This window comes from Amycolatopsis granulosa (assembly GCF_011758745.1).
GTDB classification, from domain to species: Bacteria; Actinomycetota; Actinomycetes; order Mycobacteriales; family Pseudonocardiaceae; genus Amycolatopsis_E; species Amycolatopsis_E granulosa.
This window is the reverse complement of sequence record NZ_JAANOV010000001.1, coordinates 3,576,223-3,601,115: the sequence shown is the minus strand read 5'-3', so window position 1 is coordinate 3,601,115 and position 24,893 is coordinate 3,576,223. Positions and strand designations below refer to the sequence as shown.

The following is a 24,893-nucleotide window of genomic DNA, read 5'->3' as shown; positions in this document are numbered from 1 at the left end:
CCGGGTGAACGGCTACCACTGGACGTCCTGACGGTGCCCTGATTGCGGCCAACCGCAACCAGGCCGAACGCAAAACAGCCCCCACCTTGCTCGGTGGGGGCCGTTTGTGCTGCTAAAAGCGGTGGCCAGGGCCGGGGTCGAACCGGCGACCTTCCGCTTTTCAGGCGGACGCTCGTACCAACTGAGCTACCTGGCCGGAAACGCCGGCTGAAGCCAGACGCTGAAGCGACCCTGACGGGACTCGAACCCGCGACCTTCGCCGTGACAGGGCGACGCGCTAACCAACTGCGCCACAGGGCCATATGTACTTGTCTTGCGTACTCCCAACGGGATTCGAACCCGCGTTGCCGCCTTGAAAGGGCGGAGTCCTAGGCCGCTAGACGATGGGAGCCCGGCCGGTTCGGGTGACCGACCGACCGCGCTCTCAGGTCCCCCTGGGAGCGATTACAAGCATAGGACACCTCCAAATCGCCCTTCCACCCGGTATCCCTTAACGCAAGAACCCGGTGCTGACCAGCAGAAATGCCACTTCAGGGACCACGGCGGAGCGCGCCGGCCCCGCGGACGGCGGCGCCGTGGCTCCGGCACCGCCGACCGAGGCGCGCAGGCGTGCCGTCACCCCAGCGCGGCCAGCGCGGCGACCAGCTGCGCGCGCTCCGCCTCCGTCAGGACCTCGAGCAGCTCCCCCATCCGCTCGTCCGTCAGCGCCTGCGCCCGCAGCCAGCGGTCGTCCAGGTCCGGCCGCCGCCGGGCGTGGGCGATCAGCTCGTCGGCCGCATCCGGAGACCACGCGGTGCGCAGCAGCCGCTCGCGCCCGCCCTCCGGGTCGGCCACCGCCGCCTCCGGCACCGTCAGCCCCACCGCGCGCAGGGCCGCGAAGTGCAGTCCTCCGCGGTACTCGCGCAGCACCATCAGCCCGTGCCCGATCCGCGCGACCGGGTCGGACGGCCACGCGACCTGCCGCCACCCCGCGAACAACGCCAGCCCGCTCGCGTCCGCCGCGTCCACCAGCCGGGGCAGCAACTCCGCCAGCGACGACGCCCGCAGGTGCGTCTTCGACCACCGGGCCAGCGCCTCGGTGTAGGCCGAAACCGCCGCCGCCGCGCCGATGGCCGCCGTCGCCGGCGGCAGGACCAGGTCGATGATCCATCGGGGGAAGATGCCGAACAGCTCGGCGACCACGGCGGGCGGCGGATCACCCAGCACCGCGGACCGCCCCCGGAAGTACAGCGCGCGCTGCGCCAGCCCCACTTCGCGCTCCACCTCCGCCAGTTCCGGCGAGGTCATGAACTTCCCGCCCCACACCTGCACCGCGGACCGGATCTCGCGCGCGGTTTCCACCGTCATGGTTCGCTCCCTTCGTTTGGTAACACTGTTACCATAACTCCGCCGGGAGCGTGTGCACAGTTGGGCCACCGTCGACGTGACGGTAATTATGCCGACAACACGGGAAGTTGGTGAAAAATTGTTTGCCCCGGACGGGGCGGCGCCGGTATCTTTCCGGTCCTGGGGGGGTCAGGGGTGCGGCCAGGGGGCGCACCCCTGACCTGATTTCACCTCTGCACCGGATTCACGCCGTCGTCGTCCGGCGCCAGGCCCAGCATGTCCAACAACAGGGCACAGTCCTGTGCGTCGATCGCGCCCGCGGCCACCGCCAGCCGGGCCCGCCGCACCTGGTCGTCCGAGACGCGTGGCGCGTCAGCCTGTCCCGCGCGCTGCGCCGGCACACCGGTCCCGACCGGATCGCTGCCTTCGTAGCGAAGGAGGAACTGCCGAACTTCCACAGACCCGCTCATGGCTCCTCCTGGAAGGACTGCCGGACCAAACAACTGGCGCGAGGCTAGCGAGCGGAACACCGGCGCCGCAGCCCCCCGCAGAGTGAACCTGTGAATACGCAACGTTCCCATTCCGCGGGACTCCGAGATGAACGGGAGGTGACGCCACAATGGCGCGCCGGGGCACTTTTTCTCGTCCAGCACTCGCGTCACCGGGCCGCGTCATGTAACAATCGACGTGCTGACACACCCCCGGTCAGCGCCTGTGGAGATCCCCTCCGGCCCCCGCGTTCCTCCCCCTGGCGCGGGGGCCTCTCCATTTCCGAGGGCCTTTTTCCCGAAACCAGCCCCTGTGTCCTGCGCCACAATGAGGGTCGTTCCGAGACCCAACCGTTATCGTGTCCGGGTGCCTCTTCCCTCTCTCGGACGCCGGAACACCCGGACCAACCTGAAGCCGGTCACCCCGGGCAAGCACCGGAACTCGCCGGACAAGGAAACGCAGAGCGCCGCCGAGGACCACGAGCTCACCAGCTACCTGGCCGCCCTCGCGCCGGAAACCGGCCCGGAAAGCACCGGGACCGGGAAGCGCTTCGGTGAGGCGCAGGTCTACCAGCTGCGGATGAACCTCATCGCCGGCTCCCAGCTCAAGGACCTCGCCGAGGAGCGCGGCACGTCGCCGCAGGCGCTGGCCCGGGAATGGGTGCTCGAGCGCCTCGCCTGGGAGGCCCAAGCGGCTTCACAGGAGCGCCGCCAGTTCGCCGACCACACCGGTGTCGCCGACACCGACCAGCATCGCTTCGACCAGAACTGGGACCGCCGGAGCCCCGCGCACCAGTGACCCGGTGCCGCAGTACGTCACCCGATCTCCGGCAGACTCCGCTCGATCGGCTGGTCGACTCGCGGCCAAGCGCGGCTTTCTGACACCGGAACCCCTCGATAGTGGCGGGAGTCACACTCCTCTGCGTCAACGATCGCCTACCGGCGCGCGTCTGTCTGACGACAGGGGAGAAGGGGCTTCGACAGTGACAAAACTCCACAAGCGACGCGGCCCGCTCGCGCTGGTCGCGCTGGGGCTGGCCGCGATGCTGACGCTGAGCGCGTGCAGCGGTGACGGGTCGCCGGGCGGCGGCCCGGGGCAGCCGGGTTCCACCGACGCGCAGCAGACCGCAGCCACGTCCGCCAAGCTCATGGTGCAGCCCGCCGACGGCGCGCGGGACGTCCCTCCCGCGGACGCCGCGCAGGTCAGCATCACCGATGGCGAGCTGCAAGCGGTCACGCTCACCAACCCGGACGGCAAGCAGGTCGCCGGCCGGCTCGCCGCGGACAAGCGCAGCTGGACGGTCACCGAACCACTCGGCTACGGGAAGACGTACACGTGGTCGGGCACCGCGCTCGGCGCGGACGGCAAGCAGAACACCATCAACGGCTCGTTCACCACGGTCAACCCGCGCCGGCAGCTGGCGGCGACCCTGAACGTCGGGGACAACCAGACCTACGGCATCGCGATGCCGATCGCGTTGACGTTCGGCACCAAGGTCACCGACAAGGCAGCCGTGGAGCGCGCCCTGACCGTCGAGACGACGCCGAAGACCGAGGGCTCGTGGGCCTGGGTGTCCGACACCACCGTGCACTGGCGGCCGAAGGACTACTGGCAGCCGAATACCCAGGTCAAGGTGACCGCGAACCTCTACGGCCGGAAGATCGGCGAAGGCATCTACGGCAAGCAGGACGTGACGGCGTCGTTCTCCATCGGCCGCTCGCAGATCGTCAAGGGCGACACCCGCACCCACCACATGCAGGTGATCCGGGACGGCGTGCAGATCGCCGACTACCCGGTCAGCTACGGCCTGGACTCCGACCCGGGCCGGGTGACGCACAGCGGCGTGCACGTCGTGATGTCCAAGCACGCGACCTACTCGATGAACAACCCGCGCTACAACTACTTCGACGTGAACGTCCCGTGGGCGGTGCGGATCTCCAACAACGGCGAGTTCATCCACGGCCTGGCCGAGTCGGTGTGGGCGCAGGGCAAGCAGAACATCTCGCACGGCTGCCTCAACCTGTCCCCGGCGCGCGCCAAGGAGTACTACGACGGCGCGCTGGTGGGCGACCCCGTCGAGATCACCGGCAGCACCCAGACGCTGTCCGCGCGGGACGGCGACTACTCCGACTGGACCTACTCCTGGGCGGAGTGGACGAAGCTGTCCGCGCTCGCGAGCTGATTCCCGCCATGGCGTGAAGGCCACTCCCCGCTCGGGGGGTGGCCTTCACTGCGTTCAGCGCTTCGAAGATCCCCGGGTGCCCGTGCGGAACGGCTAGAGCGCGTGCCCGTCGAGGGCAGGCGGTGGCGCGGACCCCAGTGGAGCCTCGCCCGGTTCGGGCTCGTCCAGCAACGGTGGCACCGCGACCATCTGCTGGGTCATGTCGTCCAGCAGCCGCGCCGCCGCACGCACATCCGGCCGACGTTGCTCGCCCATGCCGCAGCCGCCTCCCTCATGGCGCTCGGTTCTCACCACCGTTCATTCTGCCGTGGTCGAGATCACCCCTCAACGGGGGCCGACCGGCGAAATATTCACGAACTTGGTGGCGATGAGTAACCCGGGGACCATCCCCGACCACATCCCTGTAGCACGGCGCGGTGAAGCGTGCCCGAAGAACTCACGAGGAGGAAGCAATGGTGTTCACGGCTCTGCTGGTGGAAGCCGGTGTGGCGGTCGCGGTGGCATCGGCTCTGACCACCTTCGCCCGGCGTCGCTTCGCTCCTCGCGCCGACGCCACCGCCGAGATCACCGAGTGAGCGTGGACCGGGCCCCGAACGGGACCCGGTCCGCGTCGGTCCGGCCGGGACCGCCTCAGTTCGTCGCGGCCCGCGCCGCCGGTGGCGTCGTCACACCCTCGTCGTTGATGTGGTCCATCGGGACCCGCGCGGTCTCCGGGATCTTGAAGATCGGGAACAGCGCGATCGCCGCCGCGATCATCAGGTAGAAGGCGGGCCAGTCCTCGTTGCCGGTGCCGTGGATCAGCGCGGTCACGACGACCCCGCAGGTTCCGCCGAACAGCGACGTCGAGATGTTGTAACCGATCGCGAACGCGCCGTACCGCACGCGCGTCGGGAACATCGCCGGGAACGTCGACCCGATCACGGCCAGGATCAGCACCAGCAGCAGCGCCATGATCAGGAACCCGAGGAACAGCAGCACGGTGTTGCCGCTCTGCATCAGCTTGATCGACGGGTAGCTGAGCACCAGGAAGCCGATGGCCGCGGCGATCAGCGGGGGTTTTCGGCCGATCCGGTCGGAGAGCGCGCCGACCGGGGCGATCAGGGCCATCTGGATCAGCTCCACCAGGATGATGATCACCGTCGCCGTGTTGTCGCTGATCTTCAACGTGTCCGTGAAGTACGTCGGCATCGTCGTCAGCAACATGTAGTCGGCGACGTTGAGCAGCAGCACGATCCCGATCAGGTTGAGGATCATGCGCCAGTTGCGCGACAGGGTTTCCTTCAGCGGCGCCTTCTCCGCCTTCTCGCCGGCCGCCACCAGACGCCGGAACTCCGGGGTGTCCTCGAGCTTGTTCCGCAGGTACAGACCGATCAGACCGAGCGGGAGCGCGACCCAGAACGGAATCCGCCACGCCCAGCTGCCCACCTGGTCCGCGGTGAACGACAGGGTCACCGCGAGCACGACCAGGTTGCCCAGCACGTACCCGCCCAGCGTGCCCATCTCCAGGAAGCTGCCCCAGAACCCGCGCCTGCGCGTCGGCGCGTACTCGGCGATGAACGTCGCCGCGCCGCCGTACTCACCGCCGGTGCTGAAACCCTGGATCAGCCGGAGCAGCAGGACCAGGATCGGCGCGCCGATCCCGATCGCGTAATCGCCCGCGTACGTCGGCAGGCAGCCGACGAGGAACGTGCAGCCGGACATCAGCAGGATCGTGATCGCCAGCACGCGCTGCCGGCCGATCTTGTCCCCCAACGGGCCGAAGAACGCTCCGCCGAACGGCCTAACCACGAACCCGATCGCCACCAGCGCCAGCGATTTCAGAATCGCGTTCCCCTCGCCAGGGAAGAACACGGTGCCGATGCTGGCGGCAATCGCGCCCGAGGTGAACACGCCGTAGTCGTACCACTCTGTTGCGTTACCCATGGCGGATGCGAGAACGGCTCTTCTGACCGTCTTCTCGTCCACCTCGGGCGCCTGCGCAGCGTCTGTCATGTTCGCCCCGACCTCCTCAAACTTTTCGTTCCAGCGCGGTCAAGGATGCGACCTTAGTGCCATCGGCTGGTAATTTTCCCTCGTGCCGTGGCTTTTGTCTCTCCGGCGGCGGGGTGACCGCGCGTTCCCGCGGTAGATCCGGTTACCGTGTCCGATGTGAGCGACAAGCGCCGACCTGCGAATCCCTGGCCTCCGGTGGAAACCGAACCGCCGGAGATCCACCGCAAGGCACCCGGGCCGGGTACGGATCTCGAGATGCACTACACGGAGTGCTTCGGCTGCGGCGACGTCGACAACGGACTCCACATCCACTCAACCGTCGGCGAGTCCGGTGTGGTCCACTCCCGGTTCCCGGTCACCCGGGCGCACCAGGGCGCACCGGGGCTGGCCCACGGTGGATTGCTGGCGTGCGCTTTCGACGAGGCGCTCGGTTCCACGGTCGGGAACCTGCTTCGCCGCCCCGCGGTGACCGGCAAGCTGGAAACCGATTTCCTGCTCCCCGTTCCGGTTGGGACGACGCTGTTCATCGCAGCGCGGGTGGACGGCGTGGCCGGGCGCAAGATCTACGCGAGTGCGGACGGGCACCTGGACTCGGCGGACGGCCCGGTGGCCGTGCGCGCGCGGGGACTGTTCGTCCAGGTCGGACTCGAGCACTTCACCACGCACGGCGACGCGGACGCGCTGGCGAAGTTCACCCAGGCCCCACGGCTGCGGCACGACGACTGGGACATCAACCCCTGACCCGCACCGCCGCCCGACAGCACGTTGCGGGGCGCTCCCGGCGGCGTGTTTGCCGCTCCCGGCGGCGTGTTTGCCGGTGCGGGGGTCAGGTGAGGGTGCGGGGGCGCACCGAGTTCGCGCGGTCGACCAGCTCGATGCGTTCGGCCGCGGTGTGCGCCAGCCGCGCCAGCGTGCGGTAGCACCGCTCCAGCCCGAAACGGATGTCGCGTTCGGACAGTGCACAACCGAGTACCCGGGCAGCCGACCGGTAGCCGTCCGGGGCGGCTTGCACGTGGGCGAACGCCGCCTCCAGCACCTCCGCGGACAACCGCGTGCGTCCCTCGGCGTCCAGCCGCAGCTGCTCCAGCTTCACACCGGCGTCCACCAGGTCCGCCTCGCCGATCCGCGCGGCCGGCCCACTGGCCCGGATCTTGACCTTGATCGCCGCGACCTGCGCCGCGATGTAGTGCGTCGAGGCCGGGGGCACCGACTCCAGCACCTCGATCGCCCCGGCCCGCGCGCCCTGCGCCAGGTACACCCGCGCCAGTCCGAACGCCGCGCTCACGTACGAGCGGTCCGTGCGCCACACCTGCTCGTACAGCCGCGCCGCCGTGAAGTAGTCGCCGATGCCCTCCGCGCTCACCGCGAGCGCGAGCTTCGGGGCGATCTCGCCGGGCAGATCGTCGTAGACCGTCTCGAGCGCGACGTTCGCCACCCGTGGCCGGCCGCCGGCGAGCTCGATCAGGCCCCGGTGCCAGTCGATGCGCCAGTCGTGCGGGTACCCGGCCCGGATCGCCAGGTATTGCGCGGCCTGCAGCTGACGGCTCGCCTCGGCCAGCTCGCCCAGCTCGATGCGCGCGCGGACGATGCGCAGCCGCACCTCGATCGAGTCCGGCGGCGCGCCGGCGAGCGCGTCGATCGCGGCCCGCGGGTCCAGCGCCGTCGCCGTCGCGAGCACACCCGCGGCCGCGTCGTCGGTGTCGACCTGCGGGATCGGCAGACCGGACACCACCTCCACGACGTCCGGCAGCGGCACCGTCCAGCCCGCCTCCGGCACGACCAGGTCCACCCCGAAGGTGTTGGTCTCCGGACCGAACACAGTGGACACGGCCGGACGCGGTTTCCCGGTGCCCATCGCGATGATCTCACGCAGCACCCCGGACAACTGGTCGGCCATCTCCTCCGCGGAGACGAACCGGCGGTCCGGGTCGGGGTGCGTGGCTCGCTTGAGGAACCGGTAGTAGGACCCGAACAGTTTGAACAGCGGGATCTCGTCCGGGGTGGGCAGTCCGGCCTTGTACTTCGTGGTGTAGCCGTTGAACTCGAAGCTGAGCACCGCCAGCGTGCGGCCCACGGTGTAGAGGTCCGACGCGATCGACGCGCCGTGCGTGGTCAGCTCCGGGGCGCTGTAGCCGGTGGTGAAGAACAGCGGGCTGGTGTAGTCGTCGATGCGCCGCACCGCGCCCAGGTCGATGAGCTTGAGCTGCTCGTGCGTCTGGATCACGTTGTCCGGCTTGAGGTCGCAGTACAGCAGGCCTTGGCTGTGCAGGTAGCCGAGTGCCGGCAGGATCTCCAGGCCGTAGGCGATCACCTGGGCGACCGGCAGCGGCTCCGGCCGCCCGGCGGCGCGCTGGTGGGCCAGTGCGAGCTGGCGCAGCGACTGACCGCCGATGTACTCCATCACGATGTAGCCGATGGCGCGGCCGGTGCGCGGGTCCGGGTGCTGCACGAAGTTGTAGATCTTGACGATGTTCGGGTGCTCGACCTCGGACAGGAACCGGGTTTCGTTCACCGCGGCCGCGACCGCGGTCGGGTCACCGGTGTCGATCAGTCCTTTCAGGACGACCCAGCGGTCGTTGACGTTGCGGTCCTTGGCGAGGTAGATCCAGCCGAGACCACCGTAGGCGAGCGCGCCGAGCACCTCGTACTGCCCGCCGACCAGGTCGCCGGGCTGCAGCGTGGGCAGGAACGAGTAGGCGGTGCCGCACTTCTCGCACACGCCTTCGGGGCCGGCCGGGCCGCGGCCGACCTTCGCCGAGCAGTTGCCGCAGTACCGCTTCTCCTCCGACACCACGGGGTTGGTGAGGACGGCCGAAGCCGGGTCGCGGTAGGGCACCGGCGGGACCTCGACCAGGCCCGCGCCGAGACGGCCGCGGCGCGAGGTCCGCCGCCCCGTGCGCCGGGAGGTGCCCGGGAACGCGCCGGACCCGGTGCCCCGGCTGCCCGGTCCGGTGTGCCCACCGGACCGCTCCGGCAGCACACTGTCCGTGCCCGGTTCGGGCAGCACGCCGGGCCCGCTCGGCTCGGGCGGCGGTGCGGGCGGGCGGATCATCTCGGTCATCGGGGCCGGCGAGGCGAGCACGCTGGTGAGCTGGACGTCGTCCGGCTCCACGGGTTCCGCGGGCGGCCGGACCGGCTCGATGATCTGCGTGCGGGCCGCCGAGGGCACCGGCTCGTCGATCGGGGCCGGCCGGTCACCGCTCAGCTCGTCGACCGGACGGCTCCAGCCGGTGCCGGGTTCGCCGGCGAACGAGCCGGTGATCGGCTGGTCGTCCGGGCGCGCGTGGCGCGAACGGCGCTCCTCTTCGGACACTGTGGACGCCCCCTCAGCGGTAGGACACGGCCGGCGGCGAACCGGGGCCGAGTGCCGGCTCGATCCAGTACTTGTACGTGTTCTGCCAGGCGCCGCCGGTGCGGACGTTCTCCAGGACGGCGTTGACGAACCGGACCATGTCGTCCTGGCCCAGCGGGATGCCGACGCCGTAGTACTCGCGTGTCAACGGTTCCCCCACGACCTCCAGGTTCGGGTCCTGGCGCACCATGCCGGCGAGGATGACGTTGTCGGTCGACACCGCGTCCACCTGACCCTGCTGGAGCAGCACCAGGCAGTCCGACCAGTTGTTCACCGACACCGGGATCGGCCGCGGCTGCGCGCGGCCGATCGTCGACAGCGAGGTGGAGTTCTTCGCCGCGCACACCCGCTTGCCGCCGAGGTCCGCCATGCCACGCAGCCCGGAGCTCTTGGGCACCAGCACCTCCTGACCGGTCTGGTAGTACGGCGCGGAGAACGCGACGTCCTTCATCCGGCTGCAGGTGATGCTGTAGGTGCGCACGACGATGTCGACCTGGTGATCCTTCAACACGTTCTCGCGCGCCGAGGACGGGATGGCCACCCACTGGATGTGCCCCTCCCACCGGCCGAAGATCGACGCCGCGATCTGCTTGGCGATCTCGATGTCGAAGCCCTCGAGGTTACCGCTGGCGGGGTTGAGGAAGCCGAACAGGAAGTTCGTCTGGTCCACCCCGGCGATCAGCCGTCCGCGGCTGCGGATCTTGTCCATGGTCGACCCGGACGGGATCGACCCGTTCGGCGAGAGGCTGCGGGTGTCGCAGGTGTTGTCCGCGCCGCTGCCGGCGCCCTGGTCGCCACCGCCGGTCCCGGCCGGCAACGGCGCCCGCACGTCCCCCACCGGCGCGGGGTCGGCCGGTGTCCCGGCGCTGCCGCAGGCGGCGGCCAGCAGTGCGACGGCCGCGACGAGCGCGGCCACCTTCCCCCGAGCCATCAGCGGTACTCCCTCAGCCTGTCCCTGATCCCCATCGTGGCGCCCGCGGCCGCGACCACGGCCAGCACCGCGACACCGGGCGCGAGCAGCGTCAGCGCACGGTCGCCGCCGCGGGTGTCGTCCAGGAACGCCTGGCGGCCGTACCCGATCGCCGCGACGAGGGCGTCGTCGAGGTGCGCGAAGGTGGTGGCCGCGCCGCCCGGCACCGACGAGTCGACCGCGAGCTTCACGGCGTCGGAGTAGGCACCGTCGACGTCCTTGGCCCGGATTTCCTGGTGCGTGGACAGCCACTGCTGCGCGCTGTCGGCCGCGCCCTGCACCTCGCGGGCCGTGTCGCCGGTGGCAAAGCCCTTCGCCTCCGCGAGCAGGCCGGTGACCTGCGGCGCGAGCGCGTCGAAGTCGCGTTCGTAGGTGCCACCGTCACCGCGCGCGACCAGCGTCAGCATCTCGTTGGCGCGGGCCTGCAACGCTGCGATCCGGGTGCGGACCAGCACGTCGACCTGGTGACTGCCGTCGGTGGCGCCGCTGCCGACCAGCACGCTCTGCACGATGACCGCCGCCGCGCCCCAGAGCAGCGCGAGCACCGTGGCCGCCGTCGCGACGACCAGGCCGACGTTGAGCACCCGGTTGGTCTTGCGGGTCAGGTACACCTGGGTCGCGACCAGCGCCGCGAGCAGCGCCAGCACCAGCAGCGTGCTCACCCACGGGAAACCGCTCGCGTCGTCCTGCTCACCGGCCAGCCGGTCGGTGTCGATCCGGTACAGGTCCTGCGCCGCGGGCAGGATGGTGCTGCGCATCAGGTCGGACGCCTCGCGCAGGTAGGACGAGCCGACCGGGAAGCCCTGGCGCTTGTTCGCCCGGGCCGTCTCCACCAGGCCGGTGTAGACGGGCAGCTGCCGGGTCAGGGTCTGCACCTGCGCGGCCGCCTCGGGCACGCCCGCCGAGTCGGACGCGGCCTTGCCCAGGGCGACACCGGCCCGGGCGATCGAGGTGTCGTAGCGCTGGCGCAGCGCAGCCGGCTCCACGCCGATCGCGAGGAACGCGCTCGCCGCGGTCGCGTCGGCGTCCGACAGCGACCGGTACACCTCCTGCGACGCCGCGGCCAGCGGTTCCCGGTGGTCGATCAGGTCGTTGATCGTGTTCTTGCGCTCCTGCAGGGTGATCGTGGCGACCACCCCGGCGAGCAGGGCCAGCACGACCAGCCCGACCGCGATCACCGTCAGGCGGCCCGGAGTGGTGCGGGCCGAGCGCACCACCGAGCGGACGGCGGCGCCGGGCAGCTCGGCCAGGCCGGCCAGACCGGCGCGCGGCGCGTTCGGGGACGCGGCGGGTTCGGGGATCCGACCGCCAGGGCCGCCGGGCGCGGGGGGCCGCGTCGCGGTCGCAGTCATCGGTTCCACCCCTCGCCCTCGAACCACACCCGCATGAAGGTACCGGACGGCACGATCTTGCGGACCGAGGTCGGGACGATTGGTGAACACCGTTCGGACACGAGGTGGAAACGAAGACAGCCCCCGCCTCACGAGAAGACGGGGGCTGTCGTTCGAAGTCGAATCAGAGGACGTTAACGCCGGTCGCCTGCGGGCCCTTCTGGCCCTGGCCGATCTCGAACTCAACCCGCTGGTTCTCCTCCAGAGTGCGGAAGCCGCGACCCTGGATCTCCGAGTAGTGGACGAAGACGTCGCCGCCGCCATCGTCGGGAGTGATGAAGCCGAACCCCTTCTCGGAGTTGAACCACTTCACGGTGCCCTGAGCCATGCAAAAATCTCCATATACTGCAAACAAACGGCACACCGGTTCGATGTACCGGGTCACCGGCGGATCGGTTTGCCTCCCCGAACGGGGAACCACTACGCCCGCCAAATCTTGCGAGCGTGCCTGAACACGAACACAAAATCGTCGAAGACCACCACCAGTAGATCACACATCCGGCGGAAACGCTAGGTCTTGCGCGGCCGCTGGAACAGCGCGGACAACCGGGTGTCCGGATCGATCACGTCCGGGTCCGTGCGCACGTCGACGACGCTGGGCCGCTGGTGCTGCAGGGCACGCGTGAACGTCGGCTCCAGCTGCTCGGGCGATTCGATCGTGTAACCGGCGGCGCCGAACGAGCGGGCCCACGCCGCGAAGTCCACCGGCGTGAGTGACACCCCGTGCAGCCGCCCGTGCTTGGCGGCCTGGTGCGTGGCCAGGTCGGCGAACAGGCCGTTCTGGAACACGACCGCGAGGATCGGCGCCCGGTGCCGCACCGCGGTCTCCAGTTCCTGTCCGGTCATCATGGCGGCGGCGTCGGAGACCACCGCGACCACCGTCCGCCTCGGCGCGGCCAACTTCGCGCCCAGCGCGGCCGGCACCGCGTAGCCACGCACCCCCTCCGGCGGTTCGAGCTGGGTGTGCGGCTGCGTGAAGCACCAGTACCGGTGCACGAACCGGGCGGTCGGGTCCGAATCGGCCGTCACCACGGTGTCCTCCGGCGCGACCTTGCGCAGCACCCGGACGACGTCCGCGGGATGCACCAGCGGGTGGTCCGGGCTGGTGCGGGGCGGGGTCATGTGGGTGTGGGTGACCGCGTTGGCGGCCGAGCTGCGCCGCGACCGGGTGACGCCCACCGCGACCAGCTGCCGCAGGAACGAGCCGACCTCGCAGTCGATCCGGAACGTCAACCCGCGACGGTGCGTGGCCGGCAGGCCGGGACCGATCACCACGAGTGTCTGCGACGGCAGCGGGTACCGGTTGTTCTGCGTGGTCACCTCGTCCAGCCGGGTGCCCACGGCCAGCACCACGTCCGCCCGCTCCAGGGCGTCCAGCTGCCCCGCCGGGATGCCGACGCCGAGGTGGCCGGCGTAGCGCGCGTGGTTCTCGGGGAAGCTGTCCTGCCGGCGGAACGCGGTGTAGACGGCCAGGCCGAGCTGGTCGGCGGCGGCGATCAGGTCCTTGCGCGCGGCACGCCCGACACCACCGGCGATCAGCACCGGGTAGCGCGAGTCGGCCAGCAGCGCCGCGACCTCGTGCGCGGACCGCAGCGCCGCGCCTGTGTCGTCCGGACGCGGCTCGGGGTCGGGGATGACGTCGTGGAACGGCGCCACCCAGAAGTCGGCGGGCACCGCCAGCACCGCCGGTCCGCGGCGCCCCTCCCGCGCGGCGCGAACGGCCTGCGCGGCCAGCACCGGCACCTGCGCGGCCGTCCCGGCGCGGCCGGTCCACTTCGCGAACGGTCCGAACAGCGTGAGCGGGTCCAGCTCGGCGAGCCCGTCCTGGATACCCGGGGCGGCGAGCCGGACGCTCGCGCGCTCCTCGACCAGCACCACCATCGGCGTGCCGTCCTGGTAGGCCGAGCGCACCGCCACCAGGAAGTCCGCGATGCCCGGGCCCGGCCCGCCGAGCAGCAGCGCGGGGACCTCACGCAGCTTGCCCTCGGCCTCGGCCATGAACGCGGCACCGGTGTCCTGGCGTGCCGTGACCAGCGCCATCAGCGGTTCGAACCGGATGGCGTCGAGGAACTCGAGGAACGCGCTGCCGGCCACGGTGTAGGCGCGCCGGACTCCGGCGTCGACCAGCACGCGGGCCGTGATCTCGGCGACGGTCCATCCCTCTCGGTACTCGATGCGAGAAGGGTCCCAGCGCGGCGCTGGTCCGGTCAAGTGATCTTGAGATTCCCGACGGGTGAACGATCACCCCAGAGTAGAGGCTCCGGGGCGGGGAGCGACCTCGTCAGTTCTGCGTGAACGACCAGAGCGTCCCGAGATGCATCTCGTCGAAGCTCAGCAGGACGCCACCCTCGACCTTCTTGGCGGCGCCCTCGCTCCAGTCGAACTTGCACCTCGCCCAGGTTCCGTGCCCGTGCGGGTTGCGGCAGACCCGCGCCCGCACCCCGCTGGACGCCTCGATGACGCCGAGCGCGGACCTCCCGTCGGCCGAGCCGTCCTGCACGTACACGACGTCGCCGTCGTACTTGACGCACACCTTGGTCGTCCAGCCCGTGTCGCAGCGGTCGTAGTCGGTCGGGCCCGAGATCTTGGCGCCGTTCTGGCAGGAGAAATCGGCCTGCGCGCAGGAGCGGTAGAAGTGAGGCTCACCGGCCGTGGCGGTGGGTGCTGCCGCCAGGACGACCCCGGCGGCCGCCAGCGTGGCCATCGCCATCCGCACGGGACGCGCACCAGCCCAGGACTTCACCCGTGGTGTGATCGGTTCCGGTGATTCCACCGGGCACATCCTGCCGAGGCGCGGTGGCAGCGCACCGGCAGGGTGCGCCCGTCGCCGATGGCCGCTGACCACGTCAGGAAGAAACGGTGTACGGGTTCGGTGCGGGAATCACCTGCCGGCACGATCGTCACGCCGGCACCACGGGCAGGTGCGCTGCGGGCAGCGGCCGGGCGGGCGCAGAGCCGGTGTGCGGGCCGTGGCCCTGGAAACGATCGCCGTGAATATCCGTTCCGGGTTTCCCCGCCAGCTCAACTCGAAGATCACCCGATTCCTCTCCTGCCGTCGCCGACCAGCGTGCCCGGAGTTCATGGTCCCCGTGGCCGGGCGCGTGCCGAACCGCCGAACCGGCGGCCCGCCCGGCCTTTTTCCGCTCACGCAGAGTGATCCGGTGGACTTTCCACCACCCGTTCGCCGCGCCGTCCGGCGAGCGCGGGGTCCTTCCGCACTGATCCCGGCGGCGCCAGGCGCGCCGGGCGCCGTGCCCGCCATCCGGGTGAACGCGGAGATGGTCGGTTAGTTTCCGCCGAGCGCGCTCCTGACGGCCGGTGGCCCGCACCACGTCGCTAAGCTGAACGGGTGATCACCGGGTTCGGCGTGGCCGTCGCGGTCGCTGCGGCGCTGGTCGCCGTGTGGGCGTTCGTCGCCGCCGCGCGGGGCCGCGAGCCGGGCCGCCCGCTGCTGGCCGCGCTCGCCGTCGTCGAGGCGCTGCTCGTCGCGCAGCTGGTCGTCGGAATCGTGCTGCTGATCGCCGGCGACCGCCCGCACAGCATGGTGACCTACCTGGCCTACCTCGTCGGTGCCCTGGTGATCCTGCCGGTGGGCACGGCGTGGGCGCTGGCCGAGCGCAGCCGGTCGAGCACCGTGATCCTCGGCGTGGCCTGCCTCGCGATCCCGGTGATGGTCGAGCGGATCCACCAGATATGGGGTGCCGGGCATGGCTGAGCCGTCCGAGCAGAAGACGCAGAAGTCGCAGCGGACCGCCGCGACCGGTCCGGGCCGGATCCTGGTCGCCGTGTACGGGATCTTCGCGCTCGCCGCGACGTCGCGGGCCGCGGTGCAGATCTCGACGAAGTGGCACGAGGCGCCGCTGGCCTACACGTTGTCGGCGGTGGCCGCGGTGATCTACATCGTCGCCACGGTCGCGCTGGCCCGGCGCGGCGGCGGCTCGTTCCGGCTCGCGGTCGCGGCGTGCACCACCGAGCTGCTGGGCGTGCTCGTGGTCGGCACGCTGAGCGTGTTCGACCCGGCCGCCTTCCCCGACGCGACCGTGTGGTCCGGCTACGGCGAGGGATACCTGTTCATCCCGCTGGTGCTGCCGGTGATCGGCCTGCTCTGGCTGCGCCGGACCGCACGCCGCTAGGCCGCGTCCGAGCCGCGCTCGCCGGTGCGCACGCGCACGACCGGGGCCGGCCACCGTGCCGTCGCCGATCCCGGCCCGTGTGTCACGCCTTGACCACGGCCTCCGAGACGCACGCGACGCTCGCGGCGTCCCGGACATCACCCCTTCGCCCAGGTCGCGGCGATGGTCGCTAAGCTGACCTCACGGGGCGTTAGCTCAATTGGTAGAGCTGCGGACTTTTAATCCGTAGGTTCTGGGTTCGAGCCCCAGGCGCCCCACTCTTCCGCCTGGTCAGAGCGGTAGCGCGGCGCCCGGGACAGGATCATCTCCCCGCTTTATCCCTGCCTTTGCCGGCGGACGGGTTACCCAGGAGCCCTTCCAGGGCCGCTGCCGTCGCCGGGTTGACCGACTTCCGGCCGAGGTAGACGTCCTGCGTCATCGACACCCGCGCGGGCCTGAGGTGATCAGCGATCAACCGCCTCGGCACGTCCGCATCGGCCAGCGCGGTCGCCGTCGTCTTGCGGAAGGTGTGCGAGGTGACCCAGAGGAACTCCTCGCGGCCCCACGTCTGCCGGATGACCCGCAGGCCGCCGGCGATGCCGGCGAAGACGGGGCTCACCATCGGCCGGCGGGGATGGACCCGCGCCGCTAGGAGATCATCTCAACAGGGACGATGCCGGGAGACACACGAAGGAGGACCGGTGCCCAGCTACAAGAAGGTGATTTGGCACCACGATGACCCGCAAGGACCAGCGGCGAGGAAATCCTCCGCACAGGACGGTGGAGAAGGCGGCATGACAGGTCCCGGAGCATGAACCACTTGCCCGAGGACGTCCGTGGGGCGATCCGCTTCTTCGCCTTCTTCGTCGCCAACGGCACCCTGTGCCAAGAGGTCCTGCGCGACGTCGATGACTACCGGCCAGCGCTCTTCGAGTACGGCTCAGCACTGGAAAAGGTGTTCGCGATCTACACCAACGTTCTGGAGTACGACGACCAGGGCAGACCCACCAACGACGATTGGGCCGCGCGTCGCGCCGCGCAATGGATCCGGTCCTACCTCGATCACAACTACAGCGTCGACCCTCCGTTCGAAGACTGGGAAGTCACGCTGCACTGACCGCATTGCCGGGCAGCCACGGACCAGGACCGGTTCGACGTTTCCGAGCCAGGACCCAGCACCGCCCCTCGAGGAGATTTCGGCCGATCCGGACCTCACGTGCCGGCCGCAGTCTGCGTCCGAGTCGTCGGCGCGATGGACGCGGTACTGGCCGCACGGATCAACACCCTGCCGGCCTTGCTCTCGGTCCCTACCGTTACCGCCGGGGAGTCTCGACACCCGGGTTATCCTGTGCGTCACGCTGCCGATGCCGCCCGCGGAGGAGGCTGACGCGCGCGAAACGGGGCCGAGCATGGGAGAACCCGGCGAGACCGGACCGGCTGGAGAGCCGGTGGCCGGGCCCGCCGTTGCCCGGCTCCTGTCCCCGACCCGGCTGCGGAAGCCGACCGGCGAACACGCCGAAACCCCCGGTCCGGAACCACGAGTCCCGGGCCAGCCCCCCACCGAGACCGAGACCACGAAAACCCAACGGGCCGCCGGCGCCCGGTGCCCCGCCGAGGAGCAGCTCGCGCGGTACACCGGAGCAGCCGAACCGCGGCCCGTGCCTGAATCGGAGCCCGAACCGTTGCCGGACCCCGAACCGCACGAGGAGTTCCAGCCCTCGCCGCGGCCCCGCCCCGAGCCGGCCGGCGAGCCGGTGCCCGCCGAGCTGCTCGACGCCGAGGACGACAACCGGCTGCGCGTGCGGCCGTACGTGCTGACCAAGGGGCGCACGCACTCGGCGTACGAGCTGGCGATCGAGACCATGGTGTCCATCCGCGCCGACGCGAAGTGGACCGGACCCGCGCTCAGCGCCGAGTACCAGCCGGTGCGGGCGATCGTCGACAGCCCGCGTTCGCTGGCCGAGGTCGCGGCGCTGCTGTCGATCCCGCTCGGCGTGGCCCGTGTGCTGCTGTCCGACATGGCCGAACTGGGCCTGCTGCGCATTCACGGCATCGAGCGGACCGCCGAGGGGCGCCCGCCGCTGGAGCTGATGAAGCGCGTCCTCGACGGCCTGCAGCGGCTCTGATCGACTCGTACGATCGGCCGGTGAGCGAGGAATCGGAACGTCCGGACGCCGGGGGTGAAAGCACCCTGACCGTGGTGCTGGCCGGGAGCGTGAACCTGGCCATCGCGATCATGAAGGCGGTCGCCGGCGTGATCACCGGTTCCGGAGCGTTGCTCTCCGAGGCGGCGCACTCGGTGGCGGACACGTTCACCGAGATCCTGCTCCTCACCGCGCTGCGCCGCTCCGGCCGCGCGGCGGATGTCATGCACCCGTTCGGCTACGGCAAGGAGCGGTACTTCTGGTCGCTGCTCGCCGCTGTGTCGATCTTCGCTTCGGGGGCGACCTTCGCGTTGTACGAGGGTTTCGCCACGGTGTTCGGTGAGCCGGTCGTGCAGACCAAGCCGATCGTCGGGTACGTCGTGCTGGGACTGGCGTTCGCGATGGAGTCGGTGTCGTGGTCGCAGGCGTTCAACCAGGTGCGGCGGGGTGCGGCGGAGCAGAACCGGACGATCTGGCGGTTCCTGCGCTACATCGACGACCCGGCGCCGAAGACGGTGTTCCTGGAGGACTCGGCGGCGCTGATCGGTCTGGTGCTGGCGTTCGCCGGGCTGTTCCTGCACCACGTCACCGGCTCCGAGGTGTACGACGGAATCGCGTCCATCCTGATCGGCCTGCTGCTGGCCGTCGTGGCGTTCATCCTCGGTCTGACGAACCTGCGGCTGCTGATCGGGCGGCAGGCGGATCTCACGGTGGTGCGCGGTATCCGCGAGCACCTGGCGGCGGCGCCGGAGATCGAGGCCGTGGTCGACCTGCAGACGATGCTGCTGGGCACCGACCAGGTCCTGGTGTGCGCCCGGGTGGACTTCGACGACGCGCTGGGCGCGGCGGCGGTCGAGCGAGCGTGTGTCCGGCTGGCGGGCGAGCTGCACGACGAGTTTTCCGACGTCACCGAGGTCTTCATCGAGCCCGTGCCGCGCAGCGATCCGGAGCTGCGCGCGGCGGTGCTCGCCAGGTACGGCGACATCGCGAGGCGCTACGGACGGACCCGATAAGCTCCGGATCATCCGATTTGTCACCAACCACTGGGGATCAATGTGCGCAAGTTTTTCACCTGCGCGGCTGCTGTCGCCATGCTCGTCGCGCCGACCACGGCCGCCACGGCCGCTACCGCCGCGACGAGTGACCTGCCCGAGGGCATGACCGCCGGATACCTCGTGCTGGACCGCACGACCGGCAAGACCCACGGTGCCGACGCCCACCGGCAGTACCGCTCGGCTTCGCTGGTGAAGGTGCTCATCGCACTGGACTACCTGGAAGCGCGCGGCCCCGGCTACGAGATCCCGGACGACGACCGGGCCCTGCTCGAGCCGATGCTGCGCTCCAGCAACGACGACGCGGCCAGCACTCTCTGGGTGCGGGACGGCTGGGAGGAGATCATCAAACGCACCGTCGCCCGCATCGGTCTCACCGACACGACCCCGCCGCCCGCGGAGAAGCGCGGCACCTGGGGTTACACCGCGACCAGCGCCGCCGACATGGTCAAGACGTACGAGTACATCCTCGAGGACGCGCACCCCAAGGTCCGCGACTTCATCATGGACAACCTGCACGCCTCGACGCGGTGCGGTGCCGACGGGTTCGACCAGTCCTTCGGCATCCCGAGCGCGCTGCCGAAGCCGCAGGGCGTGAAGCAGGGCTGGTCCGGTTACGGCGCGGCGCCGGCACCGGGTGAGGAATGCGTTTCCAGCACTTCGCGCAGCGTGCTCGCCTCGCCCGAGGTGCGTTCCGCGACCGCGGTCGCGTCCAGCGGCGATGTCGACCTGACCAACCGGGTCATGCACACCACCGGCGCGGTCGGCGAGGGTGACCGCCGCATCGTGGCGGTCCTGACCTCCGAGCCGACCACCCTCGGCTGGCGGGAATCGGCGGACCGGATCACCGAGCTGACCGGGAAGGTGTACCGGCAAGCCCTTGCCTGAAGCACTGAATCAGTGCTTCACTTCTTTCATGCCCTACCGCCGCACACCGCAGGTCCAGGCTCGCCTCGACGCCCAGCGCGAGGCGATCCTGGCCGCGGCGGGTGCGGTCCTCGCCGAACGCGGCTACGCCGGCTGTTCGGTCAACGCCGTCGCTGAGCAGGCCGGGGTCGCCACGGGCACGGTGTACCGGCACTTCCCCGGCAAGGCCGAGCTGGTCGTCGAGCTGTTCCAGCGGATCGTCAACCACGAGGTCCAGGCCGTGCAGAAGGCCGCTGACCGCCCCGGGACCCCGGCCGAGCGCGTCGCCGCCGTGATCGAGACCTTCGCCGAGCGCGCCCTGAAGGTGCCGCGCCAGGCGTACGCGCTGCTCGCCGAGCCCGTCGACGCGCCGATCGAGACCGAGCGCATGGTTTTCCGGCGCGTGTTCCGCGACGAGCTCGCCCGGCACGTCCGCGAGGGCGTGCGCACCGGGCTGCTGCCCGCGCAGGACGCCGACCTCACCGCCGCCGCACTGGTCGGTGGCGCCGCCGAGGTCCTGATCGGCCCGTTGACCACCGACAGCACCGACGCGATCGGCTCGCTCCGCACGTTCATCTTCCGCGCATTGGGAGGTCCGGATGCCTGACACCCACGAGGTCCGCAACCAGGTCCCGCCGCTGGTCGGTTATGACGTGGCCGCCGACCCCGCCCTGCTGGACGGTCTGCGCCGCGCGGGCGCCGCGTGGGCCGAGGACGAGGTCCACGAGCTGGGCCGCCTCGCCGGCAGTGCCCAGGGTCAGGAGTGGGGCCGCGTCGTGCACGAGAACCCGCCCAAGCTGCACACACACGACCGCTACGGCCACCGCGTCGACGAGATCGAGTTCCACCCGTACTGGCACGAGCTGATGACCGTCGCCGTCGGGCACGGGCTGCACGCCACCCCGTGGCGTCAGGACCGGGCGGGCGCGCACGTCGCCCGCGCCGCGAAGATCGTCGTGTGGAACCAGGCCGAGCCCGGCCACATGTGCCCGATCTCGATGACCTACGCCGCGGTGCCGACACTGCGCCACAACCCGGAGCTGGCCGCCACCTACGAACCGCTGCTCGCCGCCACCGAGTACGACTTCGGCCTGCGCGTGCCGACGACGAAACGCGGGCTCATCGCCGGTATGTCGATGACCGAGAAGCAGGGCGGCTCCGACGTCCGCGCCAACACCACCGCAGCCCGGCCCGCGGGCGACGGCACGTACGTGCTCACCGGCCACAAGTGGTTCACCTCGGCACCGATGTCGGACATGTTCCTCACGCTCGCGCAGGCGCCCGGCGGACTGTCCTGCTTCCTGCTGCCGCGGGTGCTGCCGGACGGCACCCGCAACCGCATCTTCTTCCAGCGACTGAAGGACAAGCTGGGCAACAAGTCCAACGCCTCGTCCGAGATCGAGTACGACGGCGCGGTCGGCTGGCTGGTCGGCGAGGAGGGCCGCGGCGTGCCGACCATCATCGAGATGGTCAACAACACCCGCCTCGACTGCGTCCTCGGCACCGCGTCGCTGATGCGTCAGGCCGTCGTCCAGGCCGTGCACCATGCGCGTCACCGCGAGGCGTTCGGCGCCAAGCTCGCCGACCAGCCCGCGATGGCGAACGTCCTGGCGGACCTGGTCCTCGAGTCGGAGGCGGCCACGACGGTCGCGATGCGGCTGGCCGGCGCGAGCGAGGACCCGTCGCAGCAGGCCTTCCGGCGGCTGGCGCTCGCGGTCACCAAGTACTGGGTGTGCAAGCGCGGCCCCGCGCACACCGCCGAGGCGCTGGAATGCCTGGGCGGCAACGGGTACGTCGAGGACTCCGGCATGCCACGCCTCTACCGCGAGGCGCCGCTGCTGTCCATCTGGGAGGGTTCGGGCAACGTCGCCGCGCTGGACGCCCTGCGCGCGATGGGCAAGCAACCCGAGTCGGTCGAGGCGTTCTTCGCCGAGCTCGACCTGGCGGCCGGTGCGGACCCGCGGCTGGACGACGCCATCGCGCGGGTGCGCAAGGAGCTGGCGGATCTGACGGACCTCCAGTACCGGGCGCGGCAGCTGGCCGAGATGATGGCGCTGGCGTTGCAGGGTTCGTTGCTGGTGCGCTTCGCCCCGAAGGCCGTCGCGGACGCGTTCTGCGCGTCCCGGCTCGGCGGCCACTGGGGCAACGCCTTCGGCACGCTCCCCCCGGGCGTGCAGACCGGGGCCATCATCGAGCGGGCGTTCGTCGGCTGACGTCCTCGATCGCGGCGCCCTTCGTCTCCCGCACGCACCTGAGCGCGACCGGGACCGAAAAGAGGATGCGTCCGGTCGGGGGCCACCGCGAGAATGGTCCAGTCCTGCGGTACCGCTGGGCGAAACGACCCACCGACCACGAGAGTTCGACGACGTGAGTTTCGAAAACGACGTGGCCGCGCGGCTGGCGGGCCTGCCCGCGGTGCAGGCCGTCACGCTGGGCGGATCCCGCGCGATGGGCACCGCCGGCCCGGACAGCGACTGGGACTTCGCGGTCTACTACCGCGGGGTCTTCGACCCGGAGGACCTGCGTGCCCTCGTCTGGCCGGGGGAGGTCTCGGCGATCGGCGCGTGGGGCGGCGGCGTCTTCAACGGCGGCGCGTGGCTGACGATCGAGGGCGGCAAGGTGGACGTCCACTACCGCGACCTGGACGTCGTCGAGCACGAGCTGGCCGAGGCCGGGCAAGGCCGGTTCCACTGGGAACCGCTGATGTTCCACCTGGCCGGTATCCCCAGCTACCTGGTGGTCGCGGAGCTGGCCGTCAACCGGGTGCTGGCGGGTGCGTTGCCGCGGCCGGAGTTCCCGGCCGCGCTGCGCTCGTCGGCGACGGCGTTCTGGCGCGAGCGTGCGGCGCTGACCCTGAGCTACGCCGAGCAGGCGTATGCGCCGAAGGGCCGGGTGACCGAGTTCGCCGGAGCCCTCGCCACGGCGGCGATGGAGGCCGGGCACGCGATCCTGGCGTCCCGCGGCGAGTGGGTGGTCAACGAGAAACGCTTGCTCGACCGCGCCGGCCTGCGCGGTGTCGACGCGGTGCTTTCCGGCGCCGGCGACCTGCACGCGGCCGCCGGGCGGGCGCGCGAGCTGTTCGGGCTCTAGCGGTCGGTGTCGACGCGGTGGAAGTTCAGGTACGCCCGCGACGGGGTCGGGCCGCGCTGACCCTGGTAGCGGGAGCCGACAGCGGGTGAGCCGTACGGGTTCTCCGCCGGGCTGGTGAGCCGGAACAGGCACAGCTGCCCGATCTTCATGCCGGGCCAGAGCGTGATCGGCAGGTTCGCCACGTTCGACAGCTCGAGCGTGATGTGCCCGGTGAAGCCGGGGTCGATGAACCCGGCGGTGGAGTGGGTGAGCAGCCCGAGGCGGCCCAGCGACGACTTGCCCTCCAGGCGCCCGGCGAGGTCGTCGGGCAGCGAGACCAGCTCGAACGTGGACGCGAGCACGAACTCGCCCGGGTGCAGGACGAACGCGTCGTCGCCGTCCTTCTCGACCAGCGAGGTGAGCTCGTCCTGCTGGAGCTTCGGGTCGATGTGCGTGTACTGGCTGTTGTTGAACACGCGGAAGAACCGGTCCAGCCGCACGTCGATGCTGGACGGCTGGAGCATCGCCGGGTCGAACGGGTCGATGCCGAGCCGGCCGGCCTCGAGCTCTTTGCGAAGGTCACGGTCACTGAGCAGCACACGCTAACCCTAGGCAGCCTGCATGTGCCGGGCGTAGGTGGGATCCAGCTTGGCGATCCGGCCGAGGCGTTCGACGTAGCGCCGGCGTTCCAGGGCGCCGAGGTACTCACGCAGCGCCGTGGCGCCGGGGATGAAGCGCCGCGCGGTCTCGGCAGCGAAGTTGCCGGCCGCGACCGCGAGGATCGCGCCCTGGGCGACCGGGTCGTCGGGGATTTCGAGGAAGTCCGCGTTGGCTCTGCCGAGCACGAGGCGGCTGATGGAGGAGTGCACGGCAACCGAGAGGTGGGACAGGACCTTGCCGACGGCGCCGCGGCCCTCGCCGATGGCCGCGTGCGTCTCGATCAGGGCTTTGGCGAGCCGTTTGGAGTCGGTGTCGGGGATGAACTCGGTGGACGCGAGCAGCCAGAACAGGCGCCACGCGTCCTCCTCGGTGGCGGGCAGGAGTTCCTCGTCGACGCCGAGCAGCCAGCCGGCGTAGCGCCAGAGGTGCAGGATGTCGGCGCGTTCGCGCTCGCTGAAACGGATGCCGAGCAGCTGGGTGCCGTAGACGAAGACGAGGGAGAATAGGAGTAGGGTGCCGGCCGTCTGCACCTGGTTGACCGGCTGGTCCCACTCGTCGTAGTCCCAGTCGGGCCGCCGGTGCATCGCGGCGCGGACGTGGGCGTGCACGAGCCGGACGCGGAGGGCCGACGCGTAGCCCGCGGCGTGCACGGCCAGCGCGCCGGGGGTGGTGACGTCCATCCACCACACGGCCGTCTCCAGGAGCCGCCGGCTGGCCTTGCGTTCGATCTCCCCGGTGGCGACGAGGGTCTTGATGGCGCGGGAGGCGAGGTAACCGCCCATCAGCGACATGTCGCCGAGCGGGAACAGCCCGAGCACCCCGGTGCGGACGATCGCCCTCGCGCCGCGGTCGAGCCGGGCCGGGTCGACCCAGTACGGGGTGGCCTCGACGTGCTCGAAGAAGTCGACAAGCTCCTTCGGCGGTTTGTCGAGATCGTGGACGCCGTGGGTGAGGGCGTGTTCGAACAGGCGGCGCCCGTGGTTCTTCGGCAGCCGCCTGAACAACGCGACGACCGCATCCGCCAGCGGATCCTCCACCTGGGCGAACTCCCGGAACCGGCGCAGCTGCCGCTCCGTGGCGCGAAGGTCGTCCTTGACGAACACCTTCGCCGCCAGGCGAAAACCCCCGCTGCGGAACAACTCGGGATCCGGCAGCCGCTCGTCCATGCGCACCTCCCTTTCGACAACGAGTGTTGTCACTTGCGCACCGCGGAGTCAAGGGGGTCGCTTCGCAAGGAGAGGACGTTGT

The 24,893-nt window shown here is 70.6% G+C and carries 26 protein-coding genes and 4 tRNA genes; 14 read left to right on the top strand and 16 right to left on the bottom strand.

Translation table 11 applies throughout. The features are described from left to right. Positions 1 to 122: 122 nt before the first annotated feature. From FHX45_RS17650 to FHX45_RS17630, 5 genes are all read right to left on the bottom strand, one after another. Positions 123 to 196: transfer RNA gene (locus tag FHX45_RS17650), tRNA-Phe, on the bottom strand. A gap of 30 nt (positions 197 to 226) precedes the next feature. Further along, positions 227 to 300 (bottom strand) — tRNA-Asp (locus FHX45_RS17645). Positions 301 to 318: 18 nt separating this feature from the next. Next, positions 319 to 391 (bottom strand) — tRNA-Glu (locus FHX45_RS17640). A gap of 224 nt (positions 392 to 615) precedes the next feature. Then, a complete protein-coding gene (locus FHX45_RS17635) occupies positions 616 to 1,347 on the bottom strand; it encodes an SCO6745 family protein (protein ID WP_167102921.1) in 732 nt (243 codons plus the stop codon). Between the two features lie 206 nt (positions 1,348 to 1,553). Continuing rightward, entirely contained in the window at positions 1,554 to 1,796 is a 243-nt protein-coding gene (locus tag FHX45_RS17630) for a hypothetical protein (protein WP_167102918.1), read from the bottom strand. Between the two features lie 385 nt (positions 1,797 to 2,181). On the opposite strand from FHX45_RS17630, the gene FHX45_RS17625 reads away from it, so the two are divergent. Both FHX45_RS17625 and FHX45_RS17620 read left to right on the top strand, forming a co-directional pair. Next, entirely contained in the window at positions 2,182 to 2,613 is a 432-nt protein-coding gene (locus FHX45_RS17625; RefSeq protein ID WP_167102915.1) for a hypothetical protein, read from the top strand. A gap of 184 nt (positions 2,614 to 2,797) precedes the next feature. Next, positions 2,798 to 3,997 carry an Ig-like domain-containing protein gene (locus tag FHX45_RS17620; protein WP_167102912.1) on the top strand — a complete coding sequence of 400 codons (1,200 nt, stop codon included), beginning with the start codon at positions 2,798 to 2,800 and terminating at the stop codon, positions 3,995 to 3,997. A gap of 93 nt (positions 3,998 to 4,090) precedes the next feature. On the opposite strand, the gene FHX45_RS17615 is transcribed toward FHX45_RS17620, so the two are convergent. Next, positions 4,091 to 4,252, bottom strand: a complete 162-nt coding sequence (locus FHX45_RS17615) for a hypothetical protein (RefSeq protein ID WP_208405977.1) — start codon at positions 4,250 to 4,252, stop codon at positions 4,091 to 4,093. A 197-nt stretch (positions 4,253 to 4,449) separates the two neighbouring features. On the opposite strand from FHX45_RS17615, the gene FHX45_RS28430 reads away from it, so the two are divergent. Then, on the top strand, positions 4,450 to 4,572 hold the full coding sequence (locus FHX45_RS28430; RefSeq protein ID WP_279588875.1) for a hypothetical protein: 123 nt from the start codon (positions 4,450 to 4,452) through the stop codon (positions 4,570 to 4,572). Positions 4,573 to 4,627: 55 nt separating this feature from the next. On the opposite strand, the gene FHX45_RS17610 is transcribed toward FHX45_RS28430, so the two are convergent. Then, the gene (locus FHX45_RS17610; protein WP_208405976.1) at positions 4,628 to 5,989 is read right to left on the bottom strand and encodes an MFS transporter; all 1,362 of its coding nucleotides are present in this window, start codon (positions 5,987 to 5,989) and stop codon (positions 4,628 to 4,630) included. A 255-nt stretch (positions 5,990 to 6,244) separates the two neighbouring features. Here FHX45_RS17610 and FHX45_RS17605 point away from each other — a divergent pair, with 255 nt between their 5' ends. Beyond that, a complete protein-coding gene (locus FHX45_RS17605; RefSeq protein ID WP_167102911.1) occupies positions 6,245 to 6,730 on the top strand; it encodes a PaaI family thioesterase in 486 nt (161 codons plus the stop codon). An 85-nt stretch (positions 6,731 to 6,815) separates the two neighbouring features. On the opposite strand, the gene FHX45_RS17600 is transcribed toward FHX45_RS17605, so the two are convergent. From FHX45_RS17600 to FHX45_RS17575, 6 genes are all read right to left on the bottom strand, one after another. Further along, the gene (locus FHX45_RS17600; protein ID WP_167102908.1) at positions 6,816 to 9,302 is read right to left on the bottom strand and encodes a tetratricopeptide repeat protein; all 2,487 of its coding nucleotides are present in this window, start codon (positions 9,300 to 9,302) and stop codon (positions 6,816 to 6,818) included. A 13-nt stretch (positions 9,303 to 9,315) separates the two neighbouring features. Continuing rightward, the gene (locus FHX45_RS17595) at positions 9,316 to 10,272 is read right to left on the bottom strand and encodes a glutamate ABC transporter substrate-binding protein (RefSeq protein ID WP_167102905.1); all 957 of its coding nucleotides are present in this window, start codon (positions 10,270 to 10,272) and stop codon (positions 9,316 to 9,318) included. Continuing rightward, positions 10,272 to 11,663 carry a hypothetical protein gene (locus FHX45_RS17590; protein ID WP_208405975.1) on the bottom strand — a complete coding sequence of 464 codons (1,392 nt, stop codon included), beginning with the start codon at positions 11,661 to 11,663 and terminating at the stop codon, positions 10,272 to 10,274. Before FHX45_RS17590 ends, FHX45_RS17595 begins: the two co-directional genes overlap by 1 nt. A 163-nt stretch (positions 11,664 to 11,826) precedes the next feature. After that, positions 11,827 to 12,030: a cold-shock protein gene (locus tag FHX45_RS17585; RefSeq protein WP_017985575.1), complete on the bottom strand. Its 204-nt coding sequence runs from the start codon at positions 12,028 to 12,030 to the stop codon at positions 11,827 to 11,829. A 182-nt stretch (positions 12,031 to 12,212) separates the two neighbouring features. Continuing rightward, a complete protein-coding gene (locus FHX45_RS17580) occupies positions 12,213 to 13,877 on the bottom strand; it encodes a thiamine pyrophosphate-binding protein (RefSeq protein ID WP_481726033.1) in 1,665 nt (554 codons plus the stop codon). Between the two features lie 106 nt (positions 13,878 to 13,983). Then, positions 13,984 to 14,475 (bottom strand): hypothetical protein, encoded by a 492-nt coding sequence (locus FHX45_RS17575; protein WP_167102902.1) that lies wholly within the window; start codon positions 14,473 to 14,475, stop codon positions 13,984 to 13,986. Between the two features lie 576 nt (positions 14,476 to 15,051). On the opposite strand from FHX45_RS17575, the gene FHX45_RS17570 reads away from it, so the two are divergent. The 3 genes from FHX45_RS17570 (at position 15,052) to FHX45_RS17560 (ending at position 16,092) form a co-directional block, all read left to right on the top strand. Next, positions 15,052 to 15,417 carry a hypothetical protein gene (locus FHX45_RS17570; protein ID WP_167102899.1) on the top strand — a complete coding sequence of 122 codons (366 nt, stop codon included), beginning with the start codon at positions 15,052 to 15,054 and terminating at the stop codon, positions 15,415 to 15,417. Then, a complete protein-coding gene (locus tag FHX45_RS17565) occupies positions 15,410 to 15,835 on the top strand; it encodes a hypothetical protein (RefSeq protein WP_167102896.1) in 426 nt (141 codons plus the stop codon). Before FHX45_RS17570 ends, FHX45_RS17565 begins: the two co-directional genes overlap by 8 nt. Positions 15,836 to 16,019: 184 nt before the next feature. Beyond that, positions 16,020 to 16,092, top strand: a tRNA-Lys gene (locus FHX45_RS17560). A gap of 44 nt (positions 16,093 to 16,136) precedes the next feature. On the opposite strand, the gene FHX45_RS17555 is transcribed toward FHX45_RS17560, so the two are convergent. Further along, positions 16,137 to 16,436 (bottom strand): site-specific integrase, encoded by a 300-nt coding sequence (locus tag FHX45_RS17555; RefSeq protein WP_208405973.1) that lies wholly within the window; start codon positions 16,434 to 16,436, stop codon positions 16,137 to 16,139. A gap of 198 nt (positions 16,437 to 16,634) precedes the next feature. On the opposite strand from FHX45_RS17555, the gene FHX45_RS17550 reads away from it, so the two are divergent. The 7 genes from FHX45_RS17550 to FHX45_RS17520 all read left to right on the top strand — a co-directional run bounded on the left by FHX45_RS17550 (position 16,635) and on the right by FHX45_RS17520 (position 23,006). Continuing rightward, a complete protein-coding gene (locus tag FHX45_RS17550; RefSeq protein ID WP_208405972.1) occupies positions 16,635 to 16,931 on the top strand; it encodes a DUF7677 family protein in 297 nt (98 codons plus the stop codon). A gap of 541 nt (positions 16,932 to 17,472) precedes the next feature. After that, positions 17,473 to 17,940: a DUF742 domain-containing protein gene (locus tag FHX45_RS28135; protein ID WP_341771506.1), complete on the top strand. Its 468-nt coding sequence runs from the start codon at positions 17,473 to 17,475 to the stop codon at positions 17,938 to 17,940. A 20-nt stretch (positions 17,941 to 17,960) separates the two neighbouring features. Next, a complete protein-coding gene (locus FHX45_RS17540; RefSeq protein ID WP_167102887.1) occupies positions 17,961 to 18,971 on the top strand; it encodes a cation diffusion facilitator family transporter in 1,011 nt (336 codons plus the stop codon). A gap of 42 nt (positions 18,972 to 19,013) precedes the next feature. Beyond that, positions 19,014 to 19,898 carry a hypothetical protein gene (locus FHX45_RS17535; protein WP_341771505.1) on the top strand — a complete coding sequence of 295 codons (885 nt, stop codon included), beginning with the start codon at positions 19,014 to 19,016 and terminating at the stop codon, positions 19,896 to 19,898. A gap of 28 nt (positions 19,899 to 19,926) precedes the next feature. Beyond that, positions 19,927 to 20,523 carry a TetR/AcrR family transcriptional regulator gene (locus FHX45_RS17530; RefSeq protein WP_167102884.1) on the top strand — a complete coding sequence of 199 codons (597 nt, stop codon included), beginning with the start codon at positions 19,927 to 19,929 and terminating at the stop codon, positions 20,521 to 20,523. Continuing rightward, positions 20,516 to 22,129 (top strand): acyl-CoA dehydrogenase family protein, encoded by a 1,614-nt coding sequence (locus FHX45_RS17525; RefSeq protein ID WP_167102881.1) that lies wholly within the window; start codon positions 20,516 to 20,518, stop codon positions 22,127 to 22,129. The genes FHX45_RS17530 and FHX45_RS17525 overlap by 8 nt, the downstream gene beginning before the upstream one ends. Positions 22,130 to 22,283: 154 nt before the next feature. Beyond that, positions 22,284 to 23,006 (top strand): nucleotidyltransferase domain-containing protein, encoded by a 723-nt coding sequence (locus FHX45_RS17520; RefSeq protein ID WP_341771504.1) that lies wholly within the window; start codon positions 22,284 to 22,286, stop codon positions 23,004 to 23,006. Here FHX45_RS17520 and dcd read toward each other — a convergent pair. After that, positions 23,003 to 23,584 (bottom strand): dCTP deaminase, encoded by a 582-nt coding sequence (dcd, locus tag FHX45_RS17515; RefSeq protein WP_167102877.1) that lies wholly within the window; start codon positions 23,582 to 23,584, stop codon positions 23,003 to 23,005. The two genes, FHX45_RS17520 and dcd, sit on opposite strands and share 4 nt — an antisense overlap. A 9-nt stretch (positions 23,585 to 23,593) precedes the next feature. Beyond that, the gene (locus tag FHX45_RS17510) at positions 23,594 to 24,811 is read right to left on the bottom strand and encodes an oxygenase MpaB family protein (protein WP_167102874.1); all 1,218 of its coding nucleotides are present in this window, start codon (positions 24,809 to 24,811) and stop codon (positions 23,594 to 23,596) included. Positions 24,812 to 24,893 lie beyond the last annotated feature (82 nt).